This is a genomic window from Motilimonas cestriensis (assembly GCF_021295315.1).
In the GTDB taxonomy this organism is placed as follows: Bacteria; Pseudomonadota; Gammaproteobacteria; order Enterobacterales; family CBDFNC01; genus Motilimonas; species Motilimonas cestriensis.
On the sequence record NZ_JAIMJA010000002.1, the window covers coordinates 53,212 to 76,836 of the forward strand.

Below are 23,625 nucleotides of genomic sequence, written 5' to 3' on the forward strand. Positions count from 1 at the left end.
CACTTTTCCATGCCCCTCTTTGCTATTTTTAACCAATAAACTCAAGCTCAGCGTACTCCCTTATTGTTGCCTTGCCCTTGCTACTGTATCCTATGCCGATAAATTTTAACCCTATCGATATGCGGACAAATATCATATGCAAGAGCAATACAATCCCAAGGACATAGAAACAAAAATTCAACAGCAATGGGAAACTGACAATAGTTTCAAAGTTGAAGTAGATGAAAGCAAAGAAAAGTTTTACTGCCTCTCTATGTTCCCTTACCCAAGTGGCCGACTGCATATGGGCCATGTTCGCAACTACACCTTAGGTGACGTGGTGTCACGCTACCAACGCATGCAAGGTAAAAATGTATTACAACCTATGGGTTGGGATGCGTTTGGCTTGCCTGCAGAAAATGCGGCAATCAACAATAATACCGCGCCGGCAAAGTGGACCTACGAAAATATCGAATACATGAAAACGCAATTAAAACAATTGGGTTTTGGTTACGATTGGGATCGTGAGCTAGCCACTTGTCGCCCAGAATACTATCGCTGGGAACAATGGTTCTTCACTAAGCTGTATGAAAAAGGCCTAGTGTACAAAAAAATGTCAACGGTAAACTGGGATCCAGTCGATCAAACGGTACTCGCTAACGAGCAAGTGATTGATGGTCGCGGCTGGCGCTCTGGTGCATTAGTTGAGCAAAAAGATATTCCACAATGGTTTATTAAAATTACTGACTACGCGCAAGAGCTACTTGATGACTTAGACCAACTTGATGAATGGCCTGAGCAAGTAAAAACCATGCAGCGCAACTGGATTGGTCGCTCTGAAGGCGTGGAAATGACCTTTGGCCTTGAAGGCCGTGATGACACCTTTGATATCTACACTACCCGTCCTGACACGGTCATGGGTGTGACTTATGTGGGCGTTGCTGCGCAGCACCCACTGGCGTTAGAGGCCTCGGAAAATAATCCTCAATTAGCGGCATTTATTGAAGAATGTAAAAATGCCAAAGTCGCCGAAGCTGACATGGCGACCATGGAGAAAAAAGGCTTTGATACCGGCCTTAAAGCCATTCACCCCATTACCGGTGAAACAGTGCCTGTGTATGCGGCTAACTTTGTATTAATGGGTTACGGCTCAGGTGCAGTAATGGCAGTACCGGCACATGACCAACGCGATTACGAGTTTGCTAAACAATACGGCCTATCCATTAAAGCCGTGATTAAGCCTGTTGATGGTGAATCTGATATTTCAGAGCAAGCTTATACTGAAAAAGGTATTTTGTTTAACTCTGGCGAGTTTGATGGCCTTGACTTCCAAGGCGCAGTTGATGCTATTGCCAAGCAATTAGAAAACGCAGGCAAAGGCAAGAAAACCGTTAACTTCCGTTTACGTGACTGGGGCGTATCACGTCAACGTTACTGGGGCACGCCAATCCCAATGCTGAATCTTGAAAACGGTGACGTGGTACCTGTACCAGAAGATCAACTACCAGTTAAACTACCTGAAGATGTCGTAATGAATGGCGTTACTTCGCCAATCAAAGCCGACCCAGAATGGGCAAAAACCACTTATAACGGCGAAGCGGCTTTTCACGAAACCGACACCTTTGATACGTTCATGGAATCAAGCTGGTACTACGCCCGTTACTGCTGTGCCAACAATGATCAAATGATGTTAGACCCAAAAGAAGCCAACTACTGGCTCCCAGTGGATCAATACATCGGCGGCATTGAACACGCCATCTTGCATTTATTGTATTCACGTTTTTTCCATAAACTATTGCGTGATACTGGCCTTGTTGAATCAGACGAGCCGTTTAAAAAGCTACTAACCCAAGGCATGGTGTTGGCTGATGCCTTCTATTATGAAGACGCTAAAGGCGGCAAAGTATGGGTTTCGCCCCTTGACGTTGATGTGCAACGTGATGAAAAAGGTCGCATTACCCAAGCGCAAACCAAAGACGGTAAAGAAGTGATTTACACCGGCATGAGCAAAATGTCGAAGTCGAAAAACAACGGCATCGACCCACAAGTCATGGTGGATAAATACGGCGCCGATACCGTGCGTTTATTTATGATGTTTGCCGCACCAGCGGAGCAAACCTTAGAATGGCAGGACTCAGCCGTAGAAGGCTCACTGCGCTTCTTAAAACGCGTGTGGAAATTAGCTCATGAACATATCAGTGCAGGTGCCGCACCAGCCCTTGATGTGGCGAGTCTAAATAGCGCGCAAAAAGACCTGCGCCGCGAGCTACACAAAACCATCGACAAAGTGTCTGATGATATTGGCCGTCGTCAAACCTTCAACACCGCGATTGCTGCGGTCATGGAGTTGATGAACAAGCTAACCAAAGCGCCGCAACAAGCCGAGCAAGATCGCGCCCTAATGCAAGAAGCATTAGAAGCCATTGTTCGCTTACTTGCGCCTATTACTCCACATATCAGTGCAGAGCTTTGGCAAGACTTAGGTCACCAAGGTAACGTTGAAGCCGCACCTTGGCCAGTGGCTGATGCCAAAGCCATGGTTGAAGACACTAAAATAGTTGTGGTGCAAGTTAACGGCAAACTGCGCAGCAAATTAACTGTTGCCGCTGATGCCGACCAAGCCAGTGTTGAAGCGCTTGCTAAAGGCGATGAAAATGTCAGCAAGTTCCTAGATGGCAACACCATACGTAAAGTGATTTACGTCCCTGGTAAGCTACTTAATATTGTTGCTAATTAATTAGTTGAGGCTCAATGTCGATATTAAAAAAGGCTAGCCTCGCGCTAGCCACACTTATCTTAGTTAGCGCCTGTGGGTTTACCCCCAAAGGCCAGGTTATTTCTCGCGCCGATATTAACAGTGTGTATTTATCTACACCCGATCCTTATGGGCAATTAACCCGAGAAATAGAACAGCAACTTAGGTTTGCCAATATCGACATTTTAAGCCAGCCTGACGAACAAATGTATCAATTGCGCGTCGGCGGTGAGCAACAAAGTCGACGCACCATTTCTTTATACGACAATGCCCAAAGTGCTGAATATGAACTGGGCTATTCACTGCAATATCAAATAGTGCGCCCTAACAAAGAGCCACTCAGTTTCACCATTAATATTCATCGTGATTTTTTGGAAAACCCAGAGCAAGCCTTAGCTTCATCACGTGAAGCAGAGTTAATGTTAAATGAAATGCGAGAAACAGCAGCGCAGCGTATTGTTCGCCGCTTGACCACACTGGAGCCTTAAGTGAGGGTTTACCCTGAAGCACTTGGCCAGCATTTAAAAAAACTAAAGGGCTATTATTTAGTCTTTGGTGATGAACACCTTATTCGCCTTGAAGCCTTAAAGGCAATTCAACAAGCCGCCGCACAAGCAGGATTTGTTGAGCATCACCAATTTAGCACCGAAGGGGGGCTAAATTGGGACCAAGTGTTTGATTGTGCCAGTGCGATGTCACTGTTTTCAAGCCAACAGCTGATCAGTATCGAGCTGGATAAAACCGACAAAACCATCACTGATGCGTTACTCGAGCTCGCGCAACTGAACAACCCAGATACCATCTTTATTATTCATGGCAATAAGCTCAGCTTGCAACAAATGAAAGCAAAGTGGTTTGTCGCAATGGATGGCGCAGGAATCAATGTCCCCACTAATCATCCTGATAGTAAACATTTCCCGCAATGGATGTATCGCCGCTTAACTCAAGCAGGACTGAGTGCCAATAAAGATATCGTTAATTTTATGTGCCGCAACTTTGAAGGTAATTTATTAGCTTGCGCGCAAGAAATCGAAAAGCTCTCGCTGCAATTCGGCCAGCAGCCCCTTACTTTGCAAGACATTGCCAATAATATAACCGGACATACGCATTTTGGTATCTTTCAGTGGCTAGACACACTGTTCGCGGGCAAGGTGAACCGCGCCCAGCGCATGCTCCAGCAGCTACAAGAAGAGGGCTCCGACATTATTTTGTTGAGTGGCACACTCAACAACGAAATCAAAAAACTGCTCGATTATCAGTATCAACTCAATAGCGGCGTTCCCTTTGCGCAGCTAATGAAAAATGCCAGAGTATGGAGCAGCAAACAAGCACTGATCCAGCAAGCACTGAACCGCCTCAGCAGCCAACAACTAGAGCATATGCTAGGGTTATGTTGCCAACTTGAGCTCAGTATTAAGACGCAATATGACCAGAACAGCTGGCCGTTACTGCAAATGATCTGTGTTTTATTTCAAGGAAAAAGTGCACAGCAATATGACCTTACCGCTATCAATTAATCCCCCAGCAACCAACGCTCAACTAACAGCACCGATTGCTATTATGGGTGGTTCATTCAACCCTATTCACTTTGGTCATCTACGACCCGCCCTTGAACTGCAACAACAACTAAGTTTGGCACAAGTGAAACTCATGCCCAATCATGTGGCCCCTCATAAAAGCCACGGTTATAGCAGCACCGAGCAGCGTTGTGACATGATCCAAGCAGCCATTGCCGGAGTACCCGCGCTTTGCTTAGACATGACGGAATTATCACTGCCTCAGCCTAACTATACTGTTGCCACCTTAATTGCATTACGTACAGCAAACCCCAATACCCCGCTGTGCTTTATTATTGGCATGGATTCGTTTATTAACCTGCCGAAATGGCATCGCTGGTTGGAACTACTCGACTATTGCCACTTAATTGTTTGCCAACGCCCGGGCTGGCAACAAGAATACTGTACGTCACTAAAACAACATATTTTGCCCAAGCAAACCTTGGATATCACCCAACTCCATCAACGTAAACATGGCTTACTCTATTTTACTCAGGTGACGCAGTTAGATATAAGTTCAAGTCAAATTAGGCAATTACGCCAACAGCAGCAATCAATAAAATACCTGTTGCCTGATAGCGTGGTCCAGTACATCGAAGACAACCAATTGTATTGCTAGTCAGTGCACCTAGGCACACCTAGCCTTGCTCTTCAATGATCGGTCAGCATTTTGCTGTCATTTCACTACAGAAAGCTTAATCCCCCCGCGTGATCATGTTAGAATGCCGCCCTTAAATAAATGAGAGGAAATACCATTGCAAGCAGAAGCGTTACGACAGTTCGTTATTGACAAAATTGAAGACCTAAAAGGTCGTGATTTAACAATTTTAGATGTACAAGGTAAGTCAACCCTAACAGACTACATGGTAGTATGCTCTGGTAACTCAAAACGCCATGTTATTTCGATTGCGGAAAACCTTTACACCGAAGCAAAACGTGCTGGCAACAAGCCACTGGGTATGGAAGGCCAAGATACTGGTGAGTGGGTATTGGTTGACCTAGGTGATATCGTAGTCCATGTCATGCAAGACGAAACCCGTGATTTCTATCAGCTTGAAAAGCTGTGGAGCGAAGCGAGCGAAAGCAACGAATGAAAATCCAGTTAGTGGCGGTAGGCTGTAAAATGCCAGACTGGGTTGAACGTGGCTATCAAGAATATGCCCGTCGTTTTCCCCATGATATGCCACTAGAGCTGATTGAAATAGCCGCTGGGAAAAGAGGTAAGAATGCTGATATTAAACGCATTTTACATAAAGAGGGTGAGCTCACTTTAGCCGCAATTCCCAAAAGCAATCGTATTGTTACTTTAGAAGTAACCGGCAAACCTTGGGATACGCCAATGTTGGCCAAGCAGTTAGAAACATGGAAACATGATGGCAGGGATGTCAGCTTATTAATCGGTGGGCCTGAAGGGCTTGCGCCAGCTTGCATTGCCGCCTCCGAACAAAAATGGTCACTTTCTCCATTAACTCTCCCTCATCCATTAGTTAGAGTGGTCGTTGCAGAGTCTTTATACCGTGCTTGGAGCGTGACGACTAACCATCCCTACCATAGAGAGTAATTGATGAATCAATCCAACATAGCGATGCGAGATCATAGTGCCGAATCAGCTCTATTTGTCCGTCGCGTTGTGGTCAGTATTGTATTTGTGTTGGCATTGATTTCTGTTCTTTTTCTAAACCTTTATTACTTACAAGTAGAATCGTTTCAGGTTTATAAAACTCGCTCTAATGATAACCGCATTAATGTACTGCCTGTCGCGCCAAACCGAGGCCTGATATACGATCGAAATGGCGTCTTATTAGCAGAAAATCGACCGATATTCAGTTTAGAAATTACCATCGAAAAAATAGATGATCTGGATAAAACCGTCCTCGAACTCGCTGAACTACTCGGGCTAGATCAGGATGATATTGATAATTTTTACAAACAAAAAAAACGCCAACGCCGCTTCAAGCCGGTCGCATTGGTGAACCGTCTAACCACCGAGCAAGCAGCTCTATTCAGTGTCAATCAGCATAAGTATCATGGCGTCAATATTGAGGCGTATTTGAAACGTTACTACCCCCACGGCGATACCTTGACCCACACGTTAGGTTACGTTGGCAAAATTAATGATAAGGACGTAATTCGCCTTGATAAAGAGGGGAAAACAGCCACTTACGCCGCCACTAGGGACATAGGTAAACAAGGCGTTGAGCGCTACTATGAAGAAATGCTTCATGGCGTGCCCGGCTATCAAGAAGTGGAAGTAAATAATCGCGGCAAAATCATCCGCGTACTCAAGTTTGTTCCACCCGAGCCAGGCAAAGATATCTATCTCAATATTGATTTAGCCATGCAACGCAAAGCGCAAAAGCTGCTTGATGGGCGTCGCGGCTCAGTGGTGATGATAGACGCTAAAGATGGCGGAGTGCTCGCCATGGTATCGAGCCCAAGTTATGATCCCAATTTATTTGTTCATGGTATCAGTAGTAAAAACTATAATGAGCTGCTGCATTCTTTTAGCCGGCCATTAATTAATCGCGCCACTCAAGGTCGCTACCCACCTGCCTCTACTATCAAAATGCAAATGGCATTGTTGGGTTTAAATGAAGGTACAATCACGCCACAAAGTAAAATCTGGGATCCCGGCTCATGGCAAATTCCCAACACGTCTAAGCGTTTTCGTGATTGGAAACGTTGGGGCCACGGCTGGGTCGATGTATATCACGCCATTGAACAAAGCTGTGATACTTTCTTTTATGACTTGATATACCAAGTGGGGATTGATAAAACCAGCGCCTTTATGAAACAGTTCGGCTTTGGTGATTACACCGGAATCGACATAGCAGAAGAAACAACCGCTGTGATGCCATCCCGTGGCTGGAAACGCGCTCGATTTAATCAACCTTGGTATCAAGGTGACACTATTTCGATTGGTATTGGCCAAGGTTATTGGACAGCGACGCCAATACAATTAGCCCAAGCGACGGCAAATTTAGCACGACGAGGTGAAGTGATAGTGCCCCGTTTATTGAAATCAATTCGCACTGGCAGTGGATCGTTTGAAGTGCCGCCCGATCATAAAGCACCTATCGTGTTAAACAATGAAAGCTATTGGCAAGTGGCATTAGATGGCATGTATGGCGTAGTCAATAAGAAAACCGGTACCGCCAGAAAAGCCTTTGCCGATACAGAATATAAGGCAGCGGGTAAATCGGGCACAGCTCAAGTCGTCAACATGAAAGAAGATGAAGTTTACGATGCTGAAAAATTGGCTGAGCATCATCGTGATAACGCCATGTTTGTTGCCTATGCGCCATTTGAAAACCCTGAAGTGGTCACCTCCGTAGTAGTAGAAAATGCCGGTGGCGGTAGTTCTCACGCGGCCCCTGTTGCCAGAGCGATGTTCGACGCCTACTTTGCCGGAAAGAAGGCCGCCGATGAAGCAAAGCTATTTAATCTACCACTGGTTGCTCCTCAGCCGATTGAAAATACTAATTTATTGGCCCCAACTGAAGCAGGAGCGCAATAATGGAACGCCACCAAGAAAATACTATCTGGTACAAGCTGCATATCGATCTGCCTTTATTATTAGGCATATTAGGCTTGATGAGCCTTAGTTTAATCGTACTTTACTCCGCTGGCGGCCAAGACATGGATCTGATGATTAGGCAAATAGTGCGGCTGGGCTTTGGCTTAGGGACCATGATTTTTATGGCGCAATTATCGCCTAACTTTTATGCCCGTTGGGCAATGCCGGTTTTTTTACTCGGCGTCGCCTTACTGGTTTCGGTGTTGCTGTTTGGCCATGTCGGCAAAGGTGCGCAGCGCTGGATTAACCTTGGCTTTTTCATGTTTCAACCCTCTGAAATAATGAAACTAGCGATGCCATTGATGGTTGCCAGTTATATCGGCAGCAAGAGTTTACCACCGAGTTTAAAGCACACCTTTGTCGCTTGCGCCATCATTCTCACGCCCACGCTATTAATCGCCAAACAACCCGATTTAGGCACCTCATTATTGGTTGCGGCATCGGGGATTTTTGCGCTATTTTTGGCTGGGGTAAGTTGGAGGTTAATTGGCGTAGCCGTGGCCGGCGCCTCTGCTTTTGCGCCTGTGTTATGGTTCTTTCTAATGCATAACTATCAGCGCCAGCGTGTATTAACCTTCTTAAATCCAGAAAGTGATCCACTTGGCTCGGGTTATCACATTATTCAATCAAAAATTGCAATTGGCTCTGGTGGCATATTCGGTAAAGGCTGGATGCAAGGTACACAATCACAACTCGACTTTTTACCAGAGCGACATACCGACTTTATATTCGCGGTTTTTTCTGAAGAGTTTGGCTTGGTGGGCATCGCCTTATTGTTAATGTTATATATTTTTATCATTTGCCGAGGGTTGTTTATCGCCAGCCAAGGCCAAAGTGCATTTAGTCGCTTAAGCGCTGGCGCGCTAACGCTCACCTTTTTTGTTTATGTTTTCGTTAACATCGGGATGGTTAGTGGGTTATTACCCGTTGTCGGCGTACCCCTGCCCCTGATAAGCTATGGTGGAACCTCAATGGTAACGCTCTTAGCAGGGTTTGGCATATTAATGTCAATTCATACCCATAAACGGCTTTTAGCCAACTAAATATGGGGTTAACAAGGATATTAACTCAAAAAGTGGCCGTTCAATTGAACGCTATGGCAACTTTATTGTCATAAACAATGGAATTTTAAGGGCTTGTGTTCTTACTTGTGGCAACATTTAAGCCATAACTGGCAATCCAAGCCTCGCTCATCTCTATCCAAATTTTATCGGATATGAGCCGTGAATCGAAAAATGTCTGCATTTCGATTTCGGGGATTTTTTTTCAGACAGTTTTATCAAACGAAGAGACCAGCATTTCCATGTCGATTATTGCAAATATTACTCGAAAAACAGCCCTCCTTTGCTTATTCGTTAGCTTTAGTTCACTGGCTACACCTAGGGCCATTCCTAATGCACCAACAATCGCAGCCAATGGCTACCTACTGATCGATTATGATTCAGGGGAAGTGCTCGCGGGAAAAGATCAAGACGTCCCTATACCGCCAGCCAGCTTAACCAAAATGATGACCAGTTATGTTATCGGTCAAGAGATAAAAGCAGGCAATATTTCTCTTGATGACAAAGTAGTGATCAGTGAAAAAGCATGGTCAAAAAACTTTCCTGACTCATCTAAAATGTTTATTGAAGTGGGTAAAACGGTGTCAGTTGCGGATTTAAACCGTGGCATTATTATTCAATCAGGTAACGACGCATGTGTGGCAATGGCGGAACATATTGCAGGCAGTGAAGAAGCGTTTGCCGATCTAATGAATACTTGGGCTAAGCAATTAGGCATGACCAACTCTCATTTTGAAAACAGCCATGGCCTGCATTCTGAAACGCACAACACCTCACCGATGGACATGGCAATCTTAGCCAAAGCAATGATCCGAGATGTACCAGAAGAGTATGCTATCTATAAAGAAAAATCTTTTACCTTTAACAACATCACTCAGTACAACCGCAACTCACTGCTATGGGATAAGAGCCTAAATGTTGATGGCATTAAAACCGGCCATACTAGCGATGCCGGTTATAGTTTAGTGTCTTCAGCGACAAAAGATGGCATGCGTTTAATTTCGGTAGTGATGGGCACCAGCAGTGAACAAGCTCGTAAAGAAGAGAGTAAGAAGCTACTGAACTGGGGCTTTCGCTTTTTTGAAACGTTAACACCTTATAACGCGGGTGATAAGCTAGCTTCAGAGCGCATTTGGATGGGTGATAAAGAATATGTTGATCTAGGTGTGATTGAAAACACGCCCATTACTATTCCACGTGGCTCTGCAAAAAACCTAAAAGCGAATTTTGTACTGGATACTGAACTCGCTGCGCCTATCGCCAAAGGCCAAGTCGTTGGTAAGGTGTTCTATGAAGTTGACGATGAAACCCTAGCTGAATTCCCTCTGGTCGCATTGAATGACATCAACGAAGGTAGCTGGTTTAGCCGTTTAATGGATTACTTCCAACTATTATTTAAACGCTGGTTTGGTTAATCGCGATTGAGTTATACCCAAGTAACCTCAAGATGTGAGATTCAGAATACGAACGGCGTGCTCAGTACAAAGAAAATAAGCGTGGAAATGGTCATCCCTTTCAAGCTTATTTGACACCGTAATGGCACGCCGAGCACATTCCCAGAGGGCAAGTTTTTTGTGGTACAAGCGCCCTAAGGGCGTTTTTCATTACAGAACAACTCATTAAAACCCTGCAAAAAATGTGATATACCTCAACCTAGAGCTGAGGTAAAATTGCACGCAATATCCCATTTAATGGGATTTGATTGATCAACTGAAGTGAAGTGAGCCATGTCATTAAATACACGATTCGATGAATTTTTAGAATTCCCTAACGACTTTTTATTTAAAGTGGTTGGCCTAGCACAAAAAGAACTGCCCGATTTAGTCATGAATGTCTTACAACAACATGCTCCGGGTGATTACAGCCCAAAAATTCGCGCCAGTGCAAAAGGCACTTATCACACAGTGTCAGTTCGCGTTAAAGTCGACAGCAAAGAGCATATCGAAACCTTATATACCGAACTGGGTAAAATTGAGATCGTGAGAACCGTGCTTTAAACCTCCCTTACGTTGCAAGCTACAGGAAGTCCCTTGATTAGTAATAAACTGATTGTTAGACAATATCCCCTAAGCGAATACAGTCTTGTCTGGCAACAAATGAAAGCTTTTACCGATGCACGGGGTGAGCAAGACAGTGATGAGATTTGGCTAGTACAGCACCCTAGTGTGTTTACTCAAGGCCAAGCTGGTAAAGCTGAGCATGTTTTAGTGCCTGGTGATATTCCTGTTGTCGCATCCGATCGTGGTGGTCAAGTCACCTACCATGGCCCCGGGCAACAAGTGGCTTACATACTGATCAATATTAAGCGCAAAGCCTTTGGTGTCCGCGATCTGGTTAGCCATATTGAAAATGCCTTGATCGCTTTACTGAGTCGTTACCAAATTGACGCTTATGCCAAGCCCGATGCACCGGGTGTGTATATAGATGGCAAAAAAATAGCCTCTTTAGGGCTAAGGATCCGCAAAGGCTGCTCCTTTCACGGCTTAGCGTTAAATGTAGACATGGATTTGATGCCATTTCAACGTATCAATCCTTGTGGTTACGCGGGTTTAGAAATGACCCAATTGCGCGATTTTACTGCTGAGATTGATTTTACTTTAGTTCAGCAACGACTAATTGATGAATTAACCCAACTTCTTGCTTATAGCGAGATTGAATGGACAGGGCCAAAACAATGAGCAAACCAAACAAACCCGTCGCAGGTGTAAAACTTAGAGATGCCGATAAAGTATCCTTAATCCCAGTAAAAGTAGTGCCGAGTGAAAAAGCCACCATGCTGAAAAAGCCGGAGTGGATGAAAATCAAACTGCCTAGCTCAAGTGCACGCATTCAAGAAATCAAAGATGCGATGCGCAAAAACGATTTGCACTCGGTTTGTGAAGAGGCTTCTTGCCCTAACCTGTCCGAATGCTTCAATCACGGCACGGCAACATTTATGATTTTAGGTGCAATTTGTACCCGCCGTTGTCCATTTTGTGATGTTGCCCATGGCCGCCCTTTGCCACCCGCAGCAGAAGAGCCAACCAAACTAGCGCAAACCATCAAAGACATGAAGCTTAAGTACGTGGTGATCACTTCGGTAGACAGAGATGACTTACGTGATGGCGGCGCACAGCACTTTGCTGATTGTATCCGTGAAATTCGCGCGCTGAATCCTGAGATTAAGATTGAGATTCTAGTCCCTGATTTTAAGGGCAGAATGGATCGCGCCTTAGAAATATTGAAAGACACGCCACCCGATGTGTTCAATCACAACTTAGAAACCGCGCCACGCTTGTACAAAAAAGTGCGCCCGGGTGCCGATTACCAGTGGTCTCTCACCTTACTGCAGCGCTTTAAAGAACTACATCCTAATGTGCCCACCAAATCAGGTGTGATGATGGGGTTAGGTGAAACTAACGAAGAAATAGAGCAAGTGATTAAAGACTTAAGCGCCCATGGCGTCACCATGCTGACATTAGGTCAATACCTACAGCCGAGTCGTAACCACCTTGCTGTAGAGCGCTATGTGCCACCTGCCGAGTTTGATGAATTGGGTGAGGTCGCGAAACAAAATGGCTTTACCCATGCCGCATGTGGTCCTTTTGTGCGTTCGTCTTATCACGCCGACTTACAAGCTGCCGGTAAAGCGGTTAGCTAATGTTAGCCTCTGACCGATAAGATCAAAAAAGCCAGTGTTGTTTTACACTGGCTTTTTTATTGACGCTGATAGGGAGCTACGGTTAAAGCACCACTAGATCGTCGCGGTGAATAGCAACCGAACCATAAACATAACCTAAGGTTTTTTCGATATCCTCGGAATGTATGCCTTTAATCGCTTCTAGCTCGATACTAGAATAACGTGCAATACCACGAGCAATGACCTTACCCGTTTGGCTCATCACTAAAATAACATCACCACGGCCATAAGCACCCGCGACATGAGTAATGCCTTTAGGCAACAAGCTACTGCCCTTAGCAACTACCGCTGTCTCAGCGCCAGCGTCAATAGTGATCTGCCCAGCAGGTGGCGGCCCCGCTAAGATCCATTGCTTACGATGCTCTAAAGGCGACTTTTTCGATAAAAACAAGGTGCCAAGGGATTCGCCTTCTGCCACGCGTTTTATCACTTGCTCTTCATTGCCAGCGGCAATCACCACATCAATACCCGCACGCATAGCAACATCCGCGGCTTGTAACTTAGTTGCCATGCCACCAGTGCCTAAACCCGAGACACTGCCACCAGCAAGCTGGCGAATTTCATCTGTTATCTCTGTAATTTGCGAGATTAACTTAGCATCTTTATTGGTCCGAGGATCGGCGGTAAATAAACCCGATTGATCGGTTAACAAAATGAGTAAGTCGGCATCAGCCAAAATGGCAGCAAGTGCTGATAAATTATCGTTATCACCCACTTTAATTTCAGAGGTGGCAACGGCATCGTTTTCATTCACTATCGGGATAATGCGATGCTTAAGCAAGGTGCGCATAGTATCGCGCGCATTTAGAAAACGCTCTCGATCATCTAAGTCGGCGCGAGTTAATAACATTTGCCCCACATGCAAGCCATAGATATTAAATAGGTTTTCCCACGTTAAGATCAATTGGCTTTGGCCTACTGCGGCTAACATTTGCTTGTTAGCCACAGTGGTGGGCAAATCATGCATGCCTAAGTGCTCGCGACCGGCGGCAACGGCACCGGAAGTCACGACTATCACTTGATGACCAGCATTGTGTAACTTGGCACATTGGCGAACAAGCTCGACCATGTGGGCGCGATCTAATTTGGCACTGCCACCAGTTAATACACTGGTGCCTAATTTGACTACTATGGTTTTTTTAAACATGAGGCTAGCTAATAATTATGTAAATAAAACGAATAAAATCGTAACGTTGCTCAATAATACCAAGTTTATTCAACGCTCACACCTGCTAAAACAAGGCAACATTGAATTCGAGAAGATAGGACTAAAAAAGAGCCAGCACAACCACTTAATGTGCTGGAAACAAAGATTATGCCGCAGTTAATACAAGGTGACTGTCTAGCGCAGAAGACGGTTCTAAATCTAACTCAAAGGTGTTTTCAACTAACTCCGTCATTTTTCCATAAAATACCTGCAAAGAGCGTGTTACCTCAGCTTGATGCTTTTTAGGTATTGCTTTTTCTTGCCACTCACCAGCAACGTCGAAAAAGCCATAATGGTAGTGATAGCTAAAGCCGGTGTCGGTTTTTTTCAGGTCAAGCCACCAACCATAAAACTCACGTTTCTCTGGCTCAGCGTTAACCCCTGCACACACCGCTAAACAATCAAAAAAGAAATTTTCGTCATCACTTTTACCCACTCGGAAATATGGACCGATATCGGTAAATTTTTTCGTTATACGTCCCCGAGGCGGGAATTGCGTTTCAGACATACTTATTTGTCCCCATCACAGTAAGAGACTATACAAATATCGCATTATCTTGGTTGGTGCAACTTTAACCAGTCAGGAGCTAGATCTACCCCGCGTAAATTTATTAATAACTCAATAAGTCTGCTATTGAAGCTAATAAAGCAAAACCGCATGCGCCATCATGATTATCTATCTAACAGGTATTGCTTGAGCCACTCTGCGGCTTGATCAAGGGCGCGATAATAAGATTTAAATATCGGCGGCTGATTAATAATAATGGACTCACCCGATAAACTGCCACGAGCAATCATTTTAATGTCTATCTCAGGGCAAATAAGGTCTTCGGCATGACCAATACTCAATAGCGGTACTTTAGTACGACTGCGCCCCAGTAAACCTTGACGAGAAAGAGAGAACACCTTGCAGCGCTGAAACAATAATTCATGATCTTCACTGGTCAATCCCATGCGGTTGGCAATAGTATCTAACATCATTTGCGGCAATAAATTAAATCGCTCCGGTTCAACAAACAGCTTATCAACCGCGCCCCCCACACTCACGGCGGCTTTGATACTAAATGGCTCAATATACGCTAAGCGTGTAACAAGATTCGCGCCCAAGCGCCCGCCTAATAAGGCAATATTGTCATAATCTACCCAAGGTACTTTTTTCAGATGGGCGATGACCGCTTGCAAAACTTGAGTACTATCCTGTTCCAGTTTAACACTGCTCGCAAAACCAAGGCCTGGCATGTCAACGGTCAACATGGCTAACCCTGCCGGTGCCAGATTGCGTTCAAACAATTTGAAATACTCAATTTGCATGGTGTCGATAGCGCCACACACTATTACCACAGGCGAAATTTGATCTTCTTGAGCTAAGTGCAAATAACAGTGAATCGTTTTACCTTTATAAGGCACATCAATGATGCGTAATGGATTAGGCAGTAATTTGCCCATTTCTCGATAGCATAAATTAGCTAATGTATGTGCCTGTAGCGCCAGCTCGTCGCCTTTTAAATGGGGGTAACCTGACACCGCATAATATTGAGACGCCATATAAAAAGCATGTCGAGCCAAGTCAAATTGCTCGTTAGCAAGTGCGTCTTTGGCCTTATGCTGCCAAACAGCGCCGGGCTGGCTCCACTCATAAGTCCAGTTACCTTTACGGTAATCGGTTACTGTGTCTAATAAATCATCTCGAGTGCGCGTTTGCTTAGACATGGCAATTTTTGCCAAAATAGCTTCTACTTCTATCGGGTCTATGCCTTGCCAAGCCCACTGAGCACGCCTTAATAGTCGATACCAACCCGGTGTATTATCGTTGTCCATCATTTCACCAACGGGGCTAGTTGATGACAGTTTCGCCTTTGGATTACTAATGGTAGAAGTTTCAGGGTAATTAAACTTAATTTTGAATAGCTTTTCTGAAAGATTTTGGCTCGACATATAACACACGAAGTAATGAAGGTGATGATCAAATTATACGTGTTTTATCAGAAAATGTGTCCGAAATGGGATTTTATTCATTGGCTTAGATCAAAGACCGATAAAAAGTTAAACAAAAAAAAGCGGCCAAAAGCCGCTTTATTTAATTGTCATAGAGTCAGAGTCTTACTCTTCATCAACCAATGGCTTGGTATAACTGAGCGTCATATCCCATGGTTGTTCAATCCAAGTGTCTTGGGGAATTTCCATGATAAAGTCATCGACTAAATGCTTACCTGCAGGTTTTGCAAACACAGTCACAAAACGCGCTTTTGGCAGCATTTCACGAATAACTTTAGCCGTACCACCTGTATCAACTAAATCGTCAACCACAATGAAGCCTTCACCATCATGATCTACGCCTTTGATCACTTTCAGCTCTTTTTGCTGATCGTGGGTGTAGCTGGCGATACAAATAGTATCAACATGACGAATGCCCAGCTCACGGGCTAAAATTGCCGCTGGTACAAGGCCTCCGCGGCTCACTGCAATAATACCTTTCCATTGATCAGCAGGCAGTAATTTACGCGCCAAACGGCGAGATTCTCTTTGCTCTAGTTCCCAAGAGACGTAGAATTTTTTGCTCATATTTACCTCAATATGATTCGAGTTGACGTTGGCGCAAAGCGATCACTAAAAATGCAATGCAAACTTAACAGCAAATAGTATTGCCAGTACCCAAACGCTACTGCTCACAGTCATGGCTTTACCTGTAATCAGTTTAATTACAGCATAAGCAATAAAGCCGATGGCAATACCATGGGCAATAGAGAATGTGAGTGGCATAAGCAGTGTTACTACTACCACTGGTGCCGCTTCAGTAATGTCATGCCAATCAATACGAGTTAAACCCGACATCATCAGAATGGCAACATAAAACAGTGCACCAGCCGTTGCATAAGCAGGCACCATGCCAGCAAGGGGCGCAAAGAATAAACATAAAAGGAATAAAATGCCAACAATAACGGCAGTTAATCCGGTTCGGCCACCTTCTGCCACACCACTTACACTTTCAATGTAGCTGGTTGTAGTTGAAGTACCTAATAATGCTCCCGAGATAGAAGCGCCACTGTCAGCCAGTAAAGCGCGATTCAAACGTGGCAAGTTACCCTTTTCATCCAACAGCTTAGCTTTATCAGCAACCGCAATTAGGGTGCCAGACGTATCAAACAAATCGACGAATAAAAAGGCAAAGACCACGCTGATCATGGCAATGTTAAATGCACCTGCAATATCCAAAGCAAGAAAAGTCGGTGCGATTGATGGCGGCATAGAAACAATACCGCCATAAGTCACATCACCAAATACCCAACCGAGGAAAGTCACACCTAACACAGCATACATAATGCCGCCTTTCACGCGATAGTGAACTAAAGCGATAATGGCAAAAAAGCCAACACTCGCCAGTAATGCATGTAATGATGTTAAATCACCTAACGTCACTAACGTATTAGGATTGCCTACCACTATTCCAGCATTCTTCAGCGCGATAAGCGCTAAAAACAAACCAATACCCGCTGCAATACCGGTGCGCAGTGCTTGCGGTATGCTGTTAATTATCCATTCGCGAATACGGAATAAACTTAAAAAGACAAAACAACAACCAGATAAGAATACCGCGCCTAAAGCCACTTCCCAGCTATAGCCCATATCACCGACGACAACATAAGCAAAAAAAGCATTTAAGCCCATACCCGGCGCTAAGGCGACCGGGTAGTTCGCGTAAAAACCCATGATAAAACAGCCAATCGCAGCGGCAAGACAGGTAGCAACAAACACTGCACCTCGATCCATACCGGTATCAGATAACATAGCCGGGTTGACAAAAATAATGTAAGCCATGGTTAAGAAGGTAGTGATACCTGCAATAATTTCCGTTCGAGCACTACTACCGTGCTCCTTAAGTTTAAATAATTTTTCTAACATCTTGAGCGTCCATTTAAATTAACCGAGTTATCAACTGATAACCACCTTCAGCCACACTCTCTAGCCTATCAACTAAGAGTGCCATTTTTTATAACTGCTTTATAAACTGAAAGGTGCAGGTTCGTGGTGAAATTAAGCCGCGGATTATAAAAGTCTGCTCATCAATTAACCATGACTTTAATCAGAAATACTCCTTAAGCCTTATAAAATTATTCAATCTATTTTATGAAACATCAAATAAAGATCACATAACAAGCCTAAATATAACAACCATCCATGGTAAATTGTGAGGTATTAACTGTTATTACTTTTTATTCCTTGGTACTAATCAAACCATCAAATTTCACTGGAGTGAGAGCCATGTTATCGACTCTACGACGTTTATCTATTGGGCAACGCTTATACAGCAACTTAGTCATTGTATTACTCGGCATGTCTGCCTTAATTATTTTAGTGCTATTTCAGTACCAGCAAGCCTTACACAAAGAAAAGCGCGCTCAAGTACAATTTGAGGTAGATACCGTTTACTCTCTTATTGAACATTTTCATCAACAAGCCAAAGACGGTTTGTATGATGAGACGACTGCGCAACAAAATGCCATCTCTGCCATAAAAGCGATTCGCTATAATGAAACAGAATACTTTTGGATCAATGATATGAGCCCAAGTATGGTCATGCATCCGATCAAACCAGCCTTAGACGGGCAACCTCTTGCCGCAATCAAAGATCCCAATGGTAAAAACTTATTTCTCGAATTTGTCGAAACGGTTAAGAAAAATGGTGGCGGCTTTGTTGCATATCAATGGCCAAAACCGGGCTTTGAAAACCCTGTCGATAAAATATCTTTTGTTAAAGGCTATCAGCCTTGGGGTTGGGTAATAGGTACCGGTATTTATTTAGATGATTTACAAGAGCTATTTTTAGATATGGTTTATAAAGCAATTGCTGTTTTTGTTGCCATTGCAGTCATTCTACTAGGGCTTTCCGCTCTAATTATCAAAAGTATAACTAAACCATTAAAACAAAGTGCTGATGCCATGTCTGAAATTGCGCAAGGAGATGGTGACCTCACTGTAACCCTTGAAGCTCAAGGCCAAGATGAAATAGCCAAACTGGCCAATAATTTTAATCTATTCACCCAAAAGATAGCTTTACTCGTGAGACAAATACAGCCTGTAAGCAGCAATATTTCTGAGACTGCCGAGCAATTGAATCATGCTGTACAATCCAACCATCGCATTGCCGATCAACAGCATCATGAAACAGATGGCGTTGCTGCAGCTATGAATGAAATGCTTTCAACCACTCAGGAAGTAGCCAATAGCGCTCAGCTAGCAGCAGACTCTGCCACTAATGTTAACCAGCGTGCTCAATATGGCAGAGCTTCCGTTGACGAAACCATTGCTTCCATAGCCGCTTTAGGGGAAGAATTAGAACAAACGGTTGGCTTAGTGGCAGAGTTGGAGCAGGACAGTCAACAAATTGGCTCAATATTAGATGTGATCCGCAGTATCGCCGAACAGACCAATTTACTGGCTTTGAATGCCGCCATTGAGGCAGCAAGGGCCGGAGAGCAAGGCCGAGGCTTTGCAGTCGTGGCTGATGAAGTGCGAACCTTAGCGACGCGTACGCAAGATTCTACCGACGAAATCCAGCAGATGATCGCCAAATTGCAAAAAGGCACCAATGACGTCGCTGACTCGATGAAGCAGACTCAGAACCAATCCAATAAAACTGCGACACAAGCTGAGGCAGCGGGAACAACATTAAGTGAAATTGTTGAGTCAATTGACGTTATCACAGATATGAATCACCAGATTGCCAGTGCAGCTGAACAACAGTCAAAAGCGTTAGATGAAATTAGTCGTAACGTGAACAATATTTCCAGTTTGGCAAGTGAATCCGCATCCTACAACCAACTCACCAGTGAAGCCAGTGGCCAGCTACAACAAGTCGGTCAAGAGCTGAATCGACTGATGGGGCAATTTAAGGCTTAGCCGCCTCCCGCAAGCTCACCTCATCACAAGCTACGCCAGCTTAACCTTGGTTAAGTTGGCGTTGTTTCATTTGCTCTATAGCTTGTGCACCTGAACTCACCACAACAATATCTTTATTAGGAAAGCAGGCTAATTGTTGATAGACCCTAGGTCGCATTTTAGTGGGGTAATGCCATAAGTACTTAATAAAAGCCCAGTCAAATCGCTCATGACAACCTTCGGCCATATCGGGACGATGGTTGGAAAATAAGGTGCGTTTCACTGCGCGATAAATGCAGCGATAGCGGTCGACATCAAGAAAAATCACGGTATCACAAGCGGCTAAACGAATATCCAGCGTGTTAAAATAACTACCGTCAATAATCCAGCTTTGTTGGCCGCATAGCTGTTGTTGCAACTGGGCCCACGCTGGCCGCTCAGCGCGCTGCCAATTAGGCCCCCAATAGAGGCGGTCAAGATGATATAGAGGTAAATCCAACTGCTTGGCCAAGGCGACTGCTAGCGTCGACTTACCGGCCCCGCCAGAGCCAATAATGGCAATTTTTTTCATCTAAGTCCTTGTAATATAGTTCTCGGCAAATAGCGCCTCAATTGGCAAGAATAAATCAGCATATTCTGTTACCAGTGACAATATTGCTCATAATCACTGCTAAGTTCTAACTCTGAAGCAGGCGAACCTTTATTCTGGGTTCGCTTCCGCCATATAATAGCCTTTTTATTATAGTTAACGGTGCCCCTATTCATGACTCAGCTTAACCAACTTAGCCCTCAGCCCCTGTGGCAATTTTTTAGCCAAATATGCAGCATTCCGCATCCATCCAAACATGAGCACGCATTATCCGATTGGATCACTCAGTGGGCCAAGTCAGAGGGGCTTTCGGTACAACAGGATAGAATTGGTAACCTAATCATCAAGAAGCCAGCCAGCTCAGGCATGGAGCACAAAAAAGGCGTTATCCTGCAGGCGCATATTGATATGGTGCCACAAAAAAATAGCGATACAGAGCATGATTTTACTAAAGATCCTATTCAAGCCTATGTCGATGGCGATTGGGTGACGGCGAAAGATACCACGTTAGGCTCAGATAATGGCATTGGCATGGCATCATGTTTAGCGGTGCTTGCCAGCAAAGACATCGCGCACGGCCCGATTGAAGTGCTGTTAACCATCGATGAAGAAGCTGGCATGACTGGCGCGTTTGGCTTAGAGCCAGGCTATTTTGATGGTGAAATCCTGATCAATACCGACTCCGAAGAAGAAGGTGAAGTTTACATGGGCTGCGCCGGTGGCGTGAATGTGAATGTTCACTTCCCTATTCAAACACAACCATTAGCTGTCGCGCAATCTGGCTACCAAATTAGTGTATCAGGCTTAAAAGGGGGACACTCCGGGTGTGATATCCACCTTGGCCGTGGTAATGCCAATAAAATCATCGCTCGCTGTTTATATGAACTAAGTCAGCAAACTGAACTTGATTTTACATTAAGTCAACTACAAGGCGGTAGTTTACGCAATGCCATCCCACGTGAAGCCAGCGCACAATTCATTATCAACGATACTAATCAGCAACAGCTAGAGCAGGCATTTACTGCGCTAACGGCTCAGATTAAAGCGACCCTTGCTCATACCGAGCCCAACCTAGCTATAAGCCTAGCGCCAATTCAAGTCAATCAAGTATTGGCTAAGAATGAACAGCAGCGACTAATCGCAGCCCTGCACGGCTGTGTCAATGGCGTGCTAAGAATGAGTGACGAGTTTGCCGGTGTGGTTGAAACATCGTCTAACTTAGGGGTAGTAAAAACCACTCCACAGGGTATTGATATTCAGTGCCTCGTCCGTTCAATGGATGACAGTAGCCGTAATGATGTGCAAAACATGCTTGAGTCAGTATTTAAACTAGCTGGCGCACAAATAGTATTTGATGGCGCGTACCCGGGCTGGGCACCTAAGGCAGATTCAGACATGCGTGATTTGGTACGAGAGGTTTACCAAGCAGAGTTTGGCAGCACACCGAAAATCATGATGATCCATGCGGGCTTGGAATGTGGCCTATTTAAAGCGGTATACCCAAATTGGGACATGGTCTCTATTGGACCAACCATTAAATTTCCTCATTCACCCGATGAAAAAGTACATATCGGCAGTGTAGCAAAATACTGGCAGCTATTAGTGAAGGTGCTAGAAGCAATTCCTGTTAAATAAGACTTCTTTTAACAAGCAGTGTCGGCTCACAGCCCTCACTGCATTTGTTACAGCTTACAACCCTCTAAACAATAATTAATCCTTGATAACTTTGGTTCAGACCTCAAGTTGCGTAGAATATGCACTCTATCAAGGAGGATACAATGAAATTTACTCTACTAAGCTTACCTTTGCTTTGCTCACTATTCGCTTTTCCAATAACCGCTAGTGCCGAATCAAGTTCGTGGGCTAATGCATGGGAAAGCACCAAAAAAGCCAGCTCTGATGCTTGGCAAGCCACCAAAGAAACCAGTGAAGATGTTTGGGATGCTACCAAAGAAACATCAGCTGACGCTTGGGATGTGACCAGTAAAGAAACCAGCGAAACGTGGCAAGAAGTAAAAAAAGACAGCAGTGAAGCATGGTCAGAAACCACCAATACAGAGAGTAGCTATTGGCAAAAACTCAAGTCATCATCGGATAAAACATGGCAAAATACCAAAGCAGCGATCACGGGTGAAAGCTTACACAGTTCTTCTGCAAAGCAAAATTCAACTGCTCAGGCAGCGAGCAAAACACAAGGCACTTCATCAACAAAAGCAAACTCAGCTGGCCAATATGATATTGAGGTTATCGAAATAGATTGGGATGAATAAATCACTAAATCAACTTTAGCTGTTTAGCCGCGGCTTCCATTACCTCATCCTGTTGCAGTTGTGCTGATAAACCAAGTAAACGAATACCACGCCCTTGGCTTTTTTCCAGCAGTTGATGTAACAGCGGCTGATAACAGCTCGGCTCTAACTGCTGTACCCGTTGCTCGGCTGAGCGTAATTGAAAATCGGCAAATTTCATTTTAACCGCTAGTGAACGGATCTTGTCATGTGCGCCTACTCGTGCAACACGACGCAGTAATTCTTTGTATAAGTCACTTAATACGGCTTCACACTCGCCTACCTGCTTAATATTATGACTCAGTGTCCGCTCTACACCGACGGATTTCCTCGCGCGGTCGACCACAACTTCTCGATTATCAATGCCATGGCTACGATCTAGCAGTACGCGGCCAAATTTTCCAAATTGAGTCAGTATCGATTCCTTGGCATAGCCTTGGACATCTTTACAAGTATGTAGCCCTAGTTGATGTAGTTTTTCCAGCGTGACCTTGCCAACACCTGGGATCTTTTCTAATGGCATACTGGCGACAAAGCCATCCACTTCTGCAGGTGTGATCACACATAAGCCATTAGGTTTATTTTCGTCGGATGCCACTTTGGCGATAAATTTACATGGCGCAACACCTGCCGATGCGGTTAACCCCGTTTCTTCTGCAATGGCACGGCGAATATCTTGAGCAATGTAAGTGGCAGAGCCTGAGAACAATAAAGATTCACTGACATCTAAATAGGCTTCGTCGAGTGATAGTGGCTCAATGATATCGGTGTAGCGATGAAATATCTGCTGGATATGTTGAGAAGCCGCTTTATAAGCTTCCATGCGACCGGGTAAGATCACCAATTCAGGGCAGAGCTGTAATGCTTTATGAGTGGGCATGGCGCTGCGCACGCCGTATTTACGCGCAATATAATTACAGGTAGACAACACGCCGCGACGTGAAGCTGCACCACCAATGGCGATAGGGAGAGTTTTCAACGCTGGATTATCCCGCATTTCTACTGCAGCGTAAAAGCAATCCATATCAACATGAATAATTTTTCTTTGCATCATACC

22 protein-coding genes are annotated in these 23,625 nt (G+C 44.5%); 15 read left to right on the forward strand and 7 right to left on the reverse strand.

Annotation, left to right across the window (positions count from 1 at the left end; all coding sequences use genetic code 11):
• Positions 1 to 136 precede the first annotated feature (136 nt).
• From leuS to lipA, 12 genes are all read left to right on the forward strand, one after another.
• Positions 137 to 2,716, forward strand: a complete 2,580-nt coding sequence (leuS, locus tag K6Y31_RS01975) for a leucine--tRNA ligase (RefSeq protein ID WP_233051184.1) — start codon at positions 137 to 139, stop codon at positions 2,714 to 2,716.
• 14 nt (positions 2,717 to 2,730) lie between these two features.
• Positions 2,731 to 3,222, forward strand: a complete 492-nt coding sequence (locus K6Y31_RS01980) for an LPS-assembly lipoprotein LptE (protein WP_233051185.1) — start codon at positions 2,731 to 2,733, stop codon at positions 3,220 to 3,222.
• Entirely contained in the window at positions 3,223 to 4,251 is a 1,029-nt protein-coding gene (gene holA, locus K6Y31_RS01985; RefSeq protein WP_233051186.1) for a DNA polymerase III subunit delta, read from the forward strand.
• A complete protein-coding gene (gene nadD / locus K6Y31_RS01990; protein ID WP_233051187.1) occupies positions 4,217 to 4,909 on the forward strand; it encodes a nicotinate-nucleotide adenylyltransferase in 693 nt (230 codons plus the stop codon). The genes holA and nadD overlap by 35 nt, the downstream gene beginning before the upstream one ends.
• A gap of 136 nt (positions 4,910 to 5,045) precedes the next feature.
• Positions 5,046 to 5,384: a ribosome silencing factor gene (rsfS, locus tag K6Y31_RS01995; RefSeq protein WP_232800182.1), complete on the forward strand. Its 339-nt coding sequence runs from the start codon at positions 5,046 to 5,048 to the stop codon at positions 5,382 to 5,384.
• Positions 5,381 to 5,851, forward strand: coding sequence for a 23S rRNA (pseudouridine(1915)-N(3))-methyltransferase RlmH (rlmH, locus tag K6Y31_RS02000; protein ID WP_233051188.1), 471 nt, complete (start codon positions 5,381 to 5,383; stop codon positions 5,849 to 5,851). Before rsfS ends, rlmH begins: the two co-directional genes overlap by 4 nt.
• A gap of 3 nt (positions 5,852 to 5,854) precedes the next feature.
• Complete coding sequence (mrdA, locus tag K6Y31_RS02005) at positions 5,855 to 7,807, forward strand: penicillin-binding protein 2 (protein ID WP_233051189.1); 1,953 nt, start codon at positions 5,855 to 5,857, stop codon at positions 7,805 to 7,807.
• Positions 7,807 to 8,910 (forward strand): rod shape-determining protein RodA, encoded by a 1,104-nt coding sequence (gene rodA, locus K6Y31_RS02010; RefSeq protein WP_233051190.1) that lies wholly within the window; start codon positions 7,807 to 7,809, stop codon positions 8,908 to 8,910. The genes mrdA and rodA overlap by 1 nt, the downstream gene beginning before the upstream one ends.
• A 260-nt stretch (positions 8,911 to 9,170) precedes the next feature.
• Positions 9,171 to 10,343 (forward strand): serine hydrolase, encoded by a 1,173-nt coding sequence (locus K6Y31_RS02015; protein WP_233051191.1) that lies wholly within the window; start codon positions 9,171 to 9,173, stop codon positions 10,341 to 10,343.
• A 312-nt stretch (positions 10,344 to 10,655) separates the two neighbouring features.
• Positions 10,656 to 10,925: a DUF493 family protein YbeD gene (gene ybeD / locus K6Y31_RS02020; RefSeq protein WP_233051192.1), complete on the forward strand. Its 270-nt coding sequence runs from the start codon at positions 10,656 to 10,658 to the stop codon at positions 10,923 to 10,925.
• Between the two features lie 33 nt (positions 10,926 to 10,958).
• Positions 10,959 to 11,606, forward strand: a complete 648-nt coding sequence (gene lipB, locus K6Y31_RS02025; RefSeq protein WP_233051193.1) for a lipoyl(octanoyl) transferase LipB — start codon at positions 10,959 to 10,961, stop codon at positions 11,604 to 11,606.
• On the forward strand, positions 11,603 to 12,568 hold the full coding sequence (gene lipA, locus K6Y31_RS02030; RefSeq protein ID WP_233051194.1) for a lipoyl synthase: 966 nt from the start codon (positions 11,603 to 11,605) through the stop codon (positions 12,566 to 12,568). The genes lipB and lipA overlap by 4 nt, the downstream gene beginning before the upstream one ends.
• An 82-nt stretch (positions 12,569 to 12,650) precedes the next feature.
• On the opposite strand, the gene proB is transcribed toward lipA, so the two are convergent.
• The 5 genes from proB to K6Y31_RS02055 form a co-directional block, all read right to left on the reverse strand.
• A complete protein-coding gene (gene proB / locus K6Y31_RS02035) occupies positions 12,651 to 13,754 on the reverse strand; it encodes a glutamate 5-kinase (protein ID WP_233051195.1) in 1,104 nt (367 codons plus the stop codon).
• Between the two features lie 166 nt (positions 13,755 to 13,920).
• On the reverse strand, positions 13,921 to 14,322 hold the full coding sequence (gene crl / locus K6Y31_RS02040) for a sigma factor-binding protein Crl (RefSeq protein ID WP_233051196.1): 402 nt from the start codon (positions 14,320 to 14,322) through the stop codon (positions 13,921 to 13,923).
• Between the two features lie 164 nt (positions 14,323 to 14,486).
• Complete coding sequence (frsA, locus tag K6Y31_RS02045) at positions 14,487 to 15,749, reverse strand: esterase FrsA (RefSeq protein WP_233051197.1); 1,263 nt, start codon at positions 15,747 to 15,749, stop codon at positions 14,487 to 14,489.
• Positions 15,750 to 15,914: 165 nt separating this feature from the next.
• Positions 15,915 to 16,376, reverse strand: a complete 462-nt coding sequence (gene gpt / locus K6Y31_RS02050) for a xanthine phosphoribosyltransferase (protein ID WP_233051198.1) — start codon at positions 16,374 to 16,376, stop codon at positions 15,915 to 15,917.
• A gap of 45 nt (positions 16,377 to 16,421) precedes the next feature.
• Positions 16,422 to 17,714, reverse strand: coding sequence for an NCS2 family permease (locus tag K6Y31_RS02055; RefSeq protein WP_233051199.1), 1,293 nt, complete (start codon positions 17,712 to 17,714; stop codon positions 16,422 to 16,424).
• A gap of 360 nt (positions 17,715 to 18,074) precedes the next feature.
• Between K6Y31_RS02055 and K6Y31_RS02060 the strand changes: the two genes are divergently transcribed.
• Positions 18,075 to 19,712, forward strand: a complete 1,638-nt coding sequence (locus K6Y31_RS02060; protein ID WP_233051200.1) for a methyl-accepting chemotaxis protein — start codon at positions 18,075 to 18,077, stop codon at positions 19,710 to 19,712.
• A 40-nt stretch (positions 19,713 to 19,752) separates the two neighbouring features.
• Here K6Y31_RS02060 and K6Y31_RS02065 read toward each other — a convergent pair whose 3' ends face one another.
• Complete coding sequence (locus K6Y31_RS02065; protein ID WP_233051201.1) at positions 19,753 to 20,262, reverse strand: P-loop NTPase family protein; 510 nt, start codon at positions 20,260 to 20,262, stop codon at positions 19,753 to 19,755.
• Positions 20,263 to 20,454: 192 nt separating this feature from the next.
• Between K6Y31_RS02065 and K6Y31_RS02070 the strand changes: the two genes are divergently transcribed.
• Together K6Y31_RS02070 and K6Y31_RS02075 are read left to right on the forward strand one after the other, a co-directional pair.
• Positions 20,455 to 21,915, forward strand: a complete 1,461-nt coding sequence (locus tag K6Y31_RS02070) for an aminoacyl-histidine dipeptidase (protein WP_233051202.1) — start codon at positions 20,455 to 20,457, stop codon at positions 21,913 to 21,915.
• Between the two features lie 143 nt (positions 21,916 to 22,058).
• On the forward strand, positions 22,059 to 22,550 hold the full coding sequence (locus K6Y31_RS02075) for a hypothetical protein (protein WP_233051203.1): 492 nt from the start codon (positions 22,059 to 22,061) through the stop codon (positions 22,548 to 22,550).
• A 4-nt stretch (positions 22,551 to 22,554) separates the two neighbouring features.
• Here K6Y31_RS02075 and dinB read toward each other — a convergent pair whose 3' ends face one another.
• Positions 22,555 to 23,622 (reverse strand): DNA polymerase IV, encoded by a 1,068-nt coding sequence (gene dinB, locus K6Y31_RS02080; RefSeq protein WP_233051204.1) that lies wholly within the window; start codon positions 23,620 to 23,622, stop codon positions 22,555 to 22,557.
• Positions 23,623 to 23,625 lie beyond the last annotated feature (3 nt).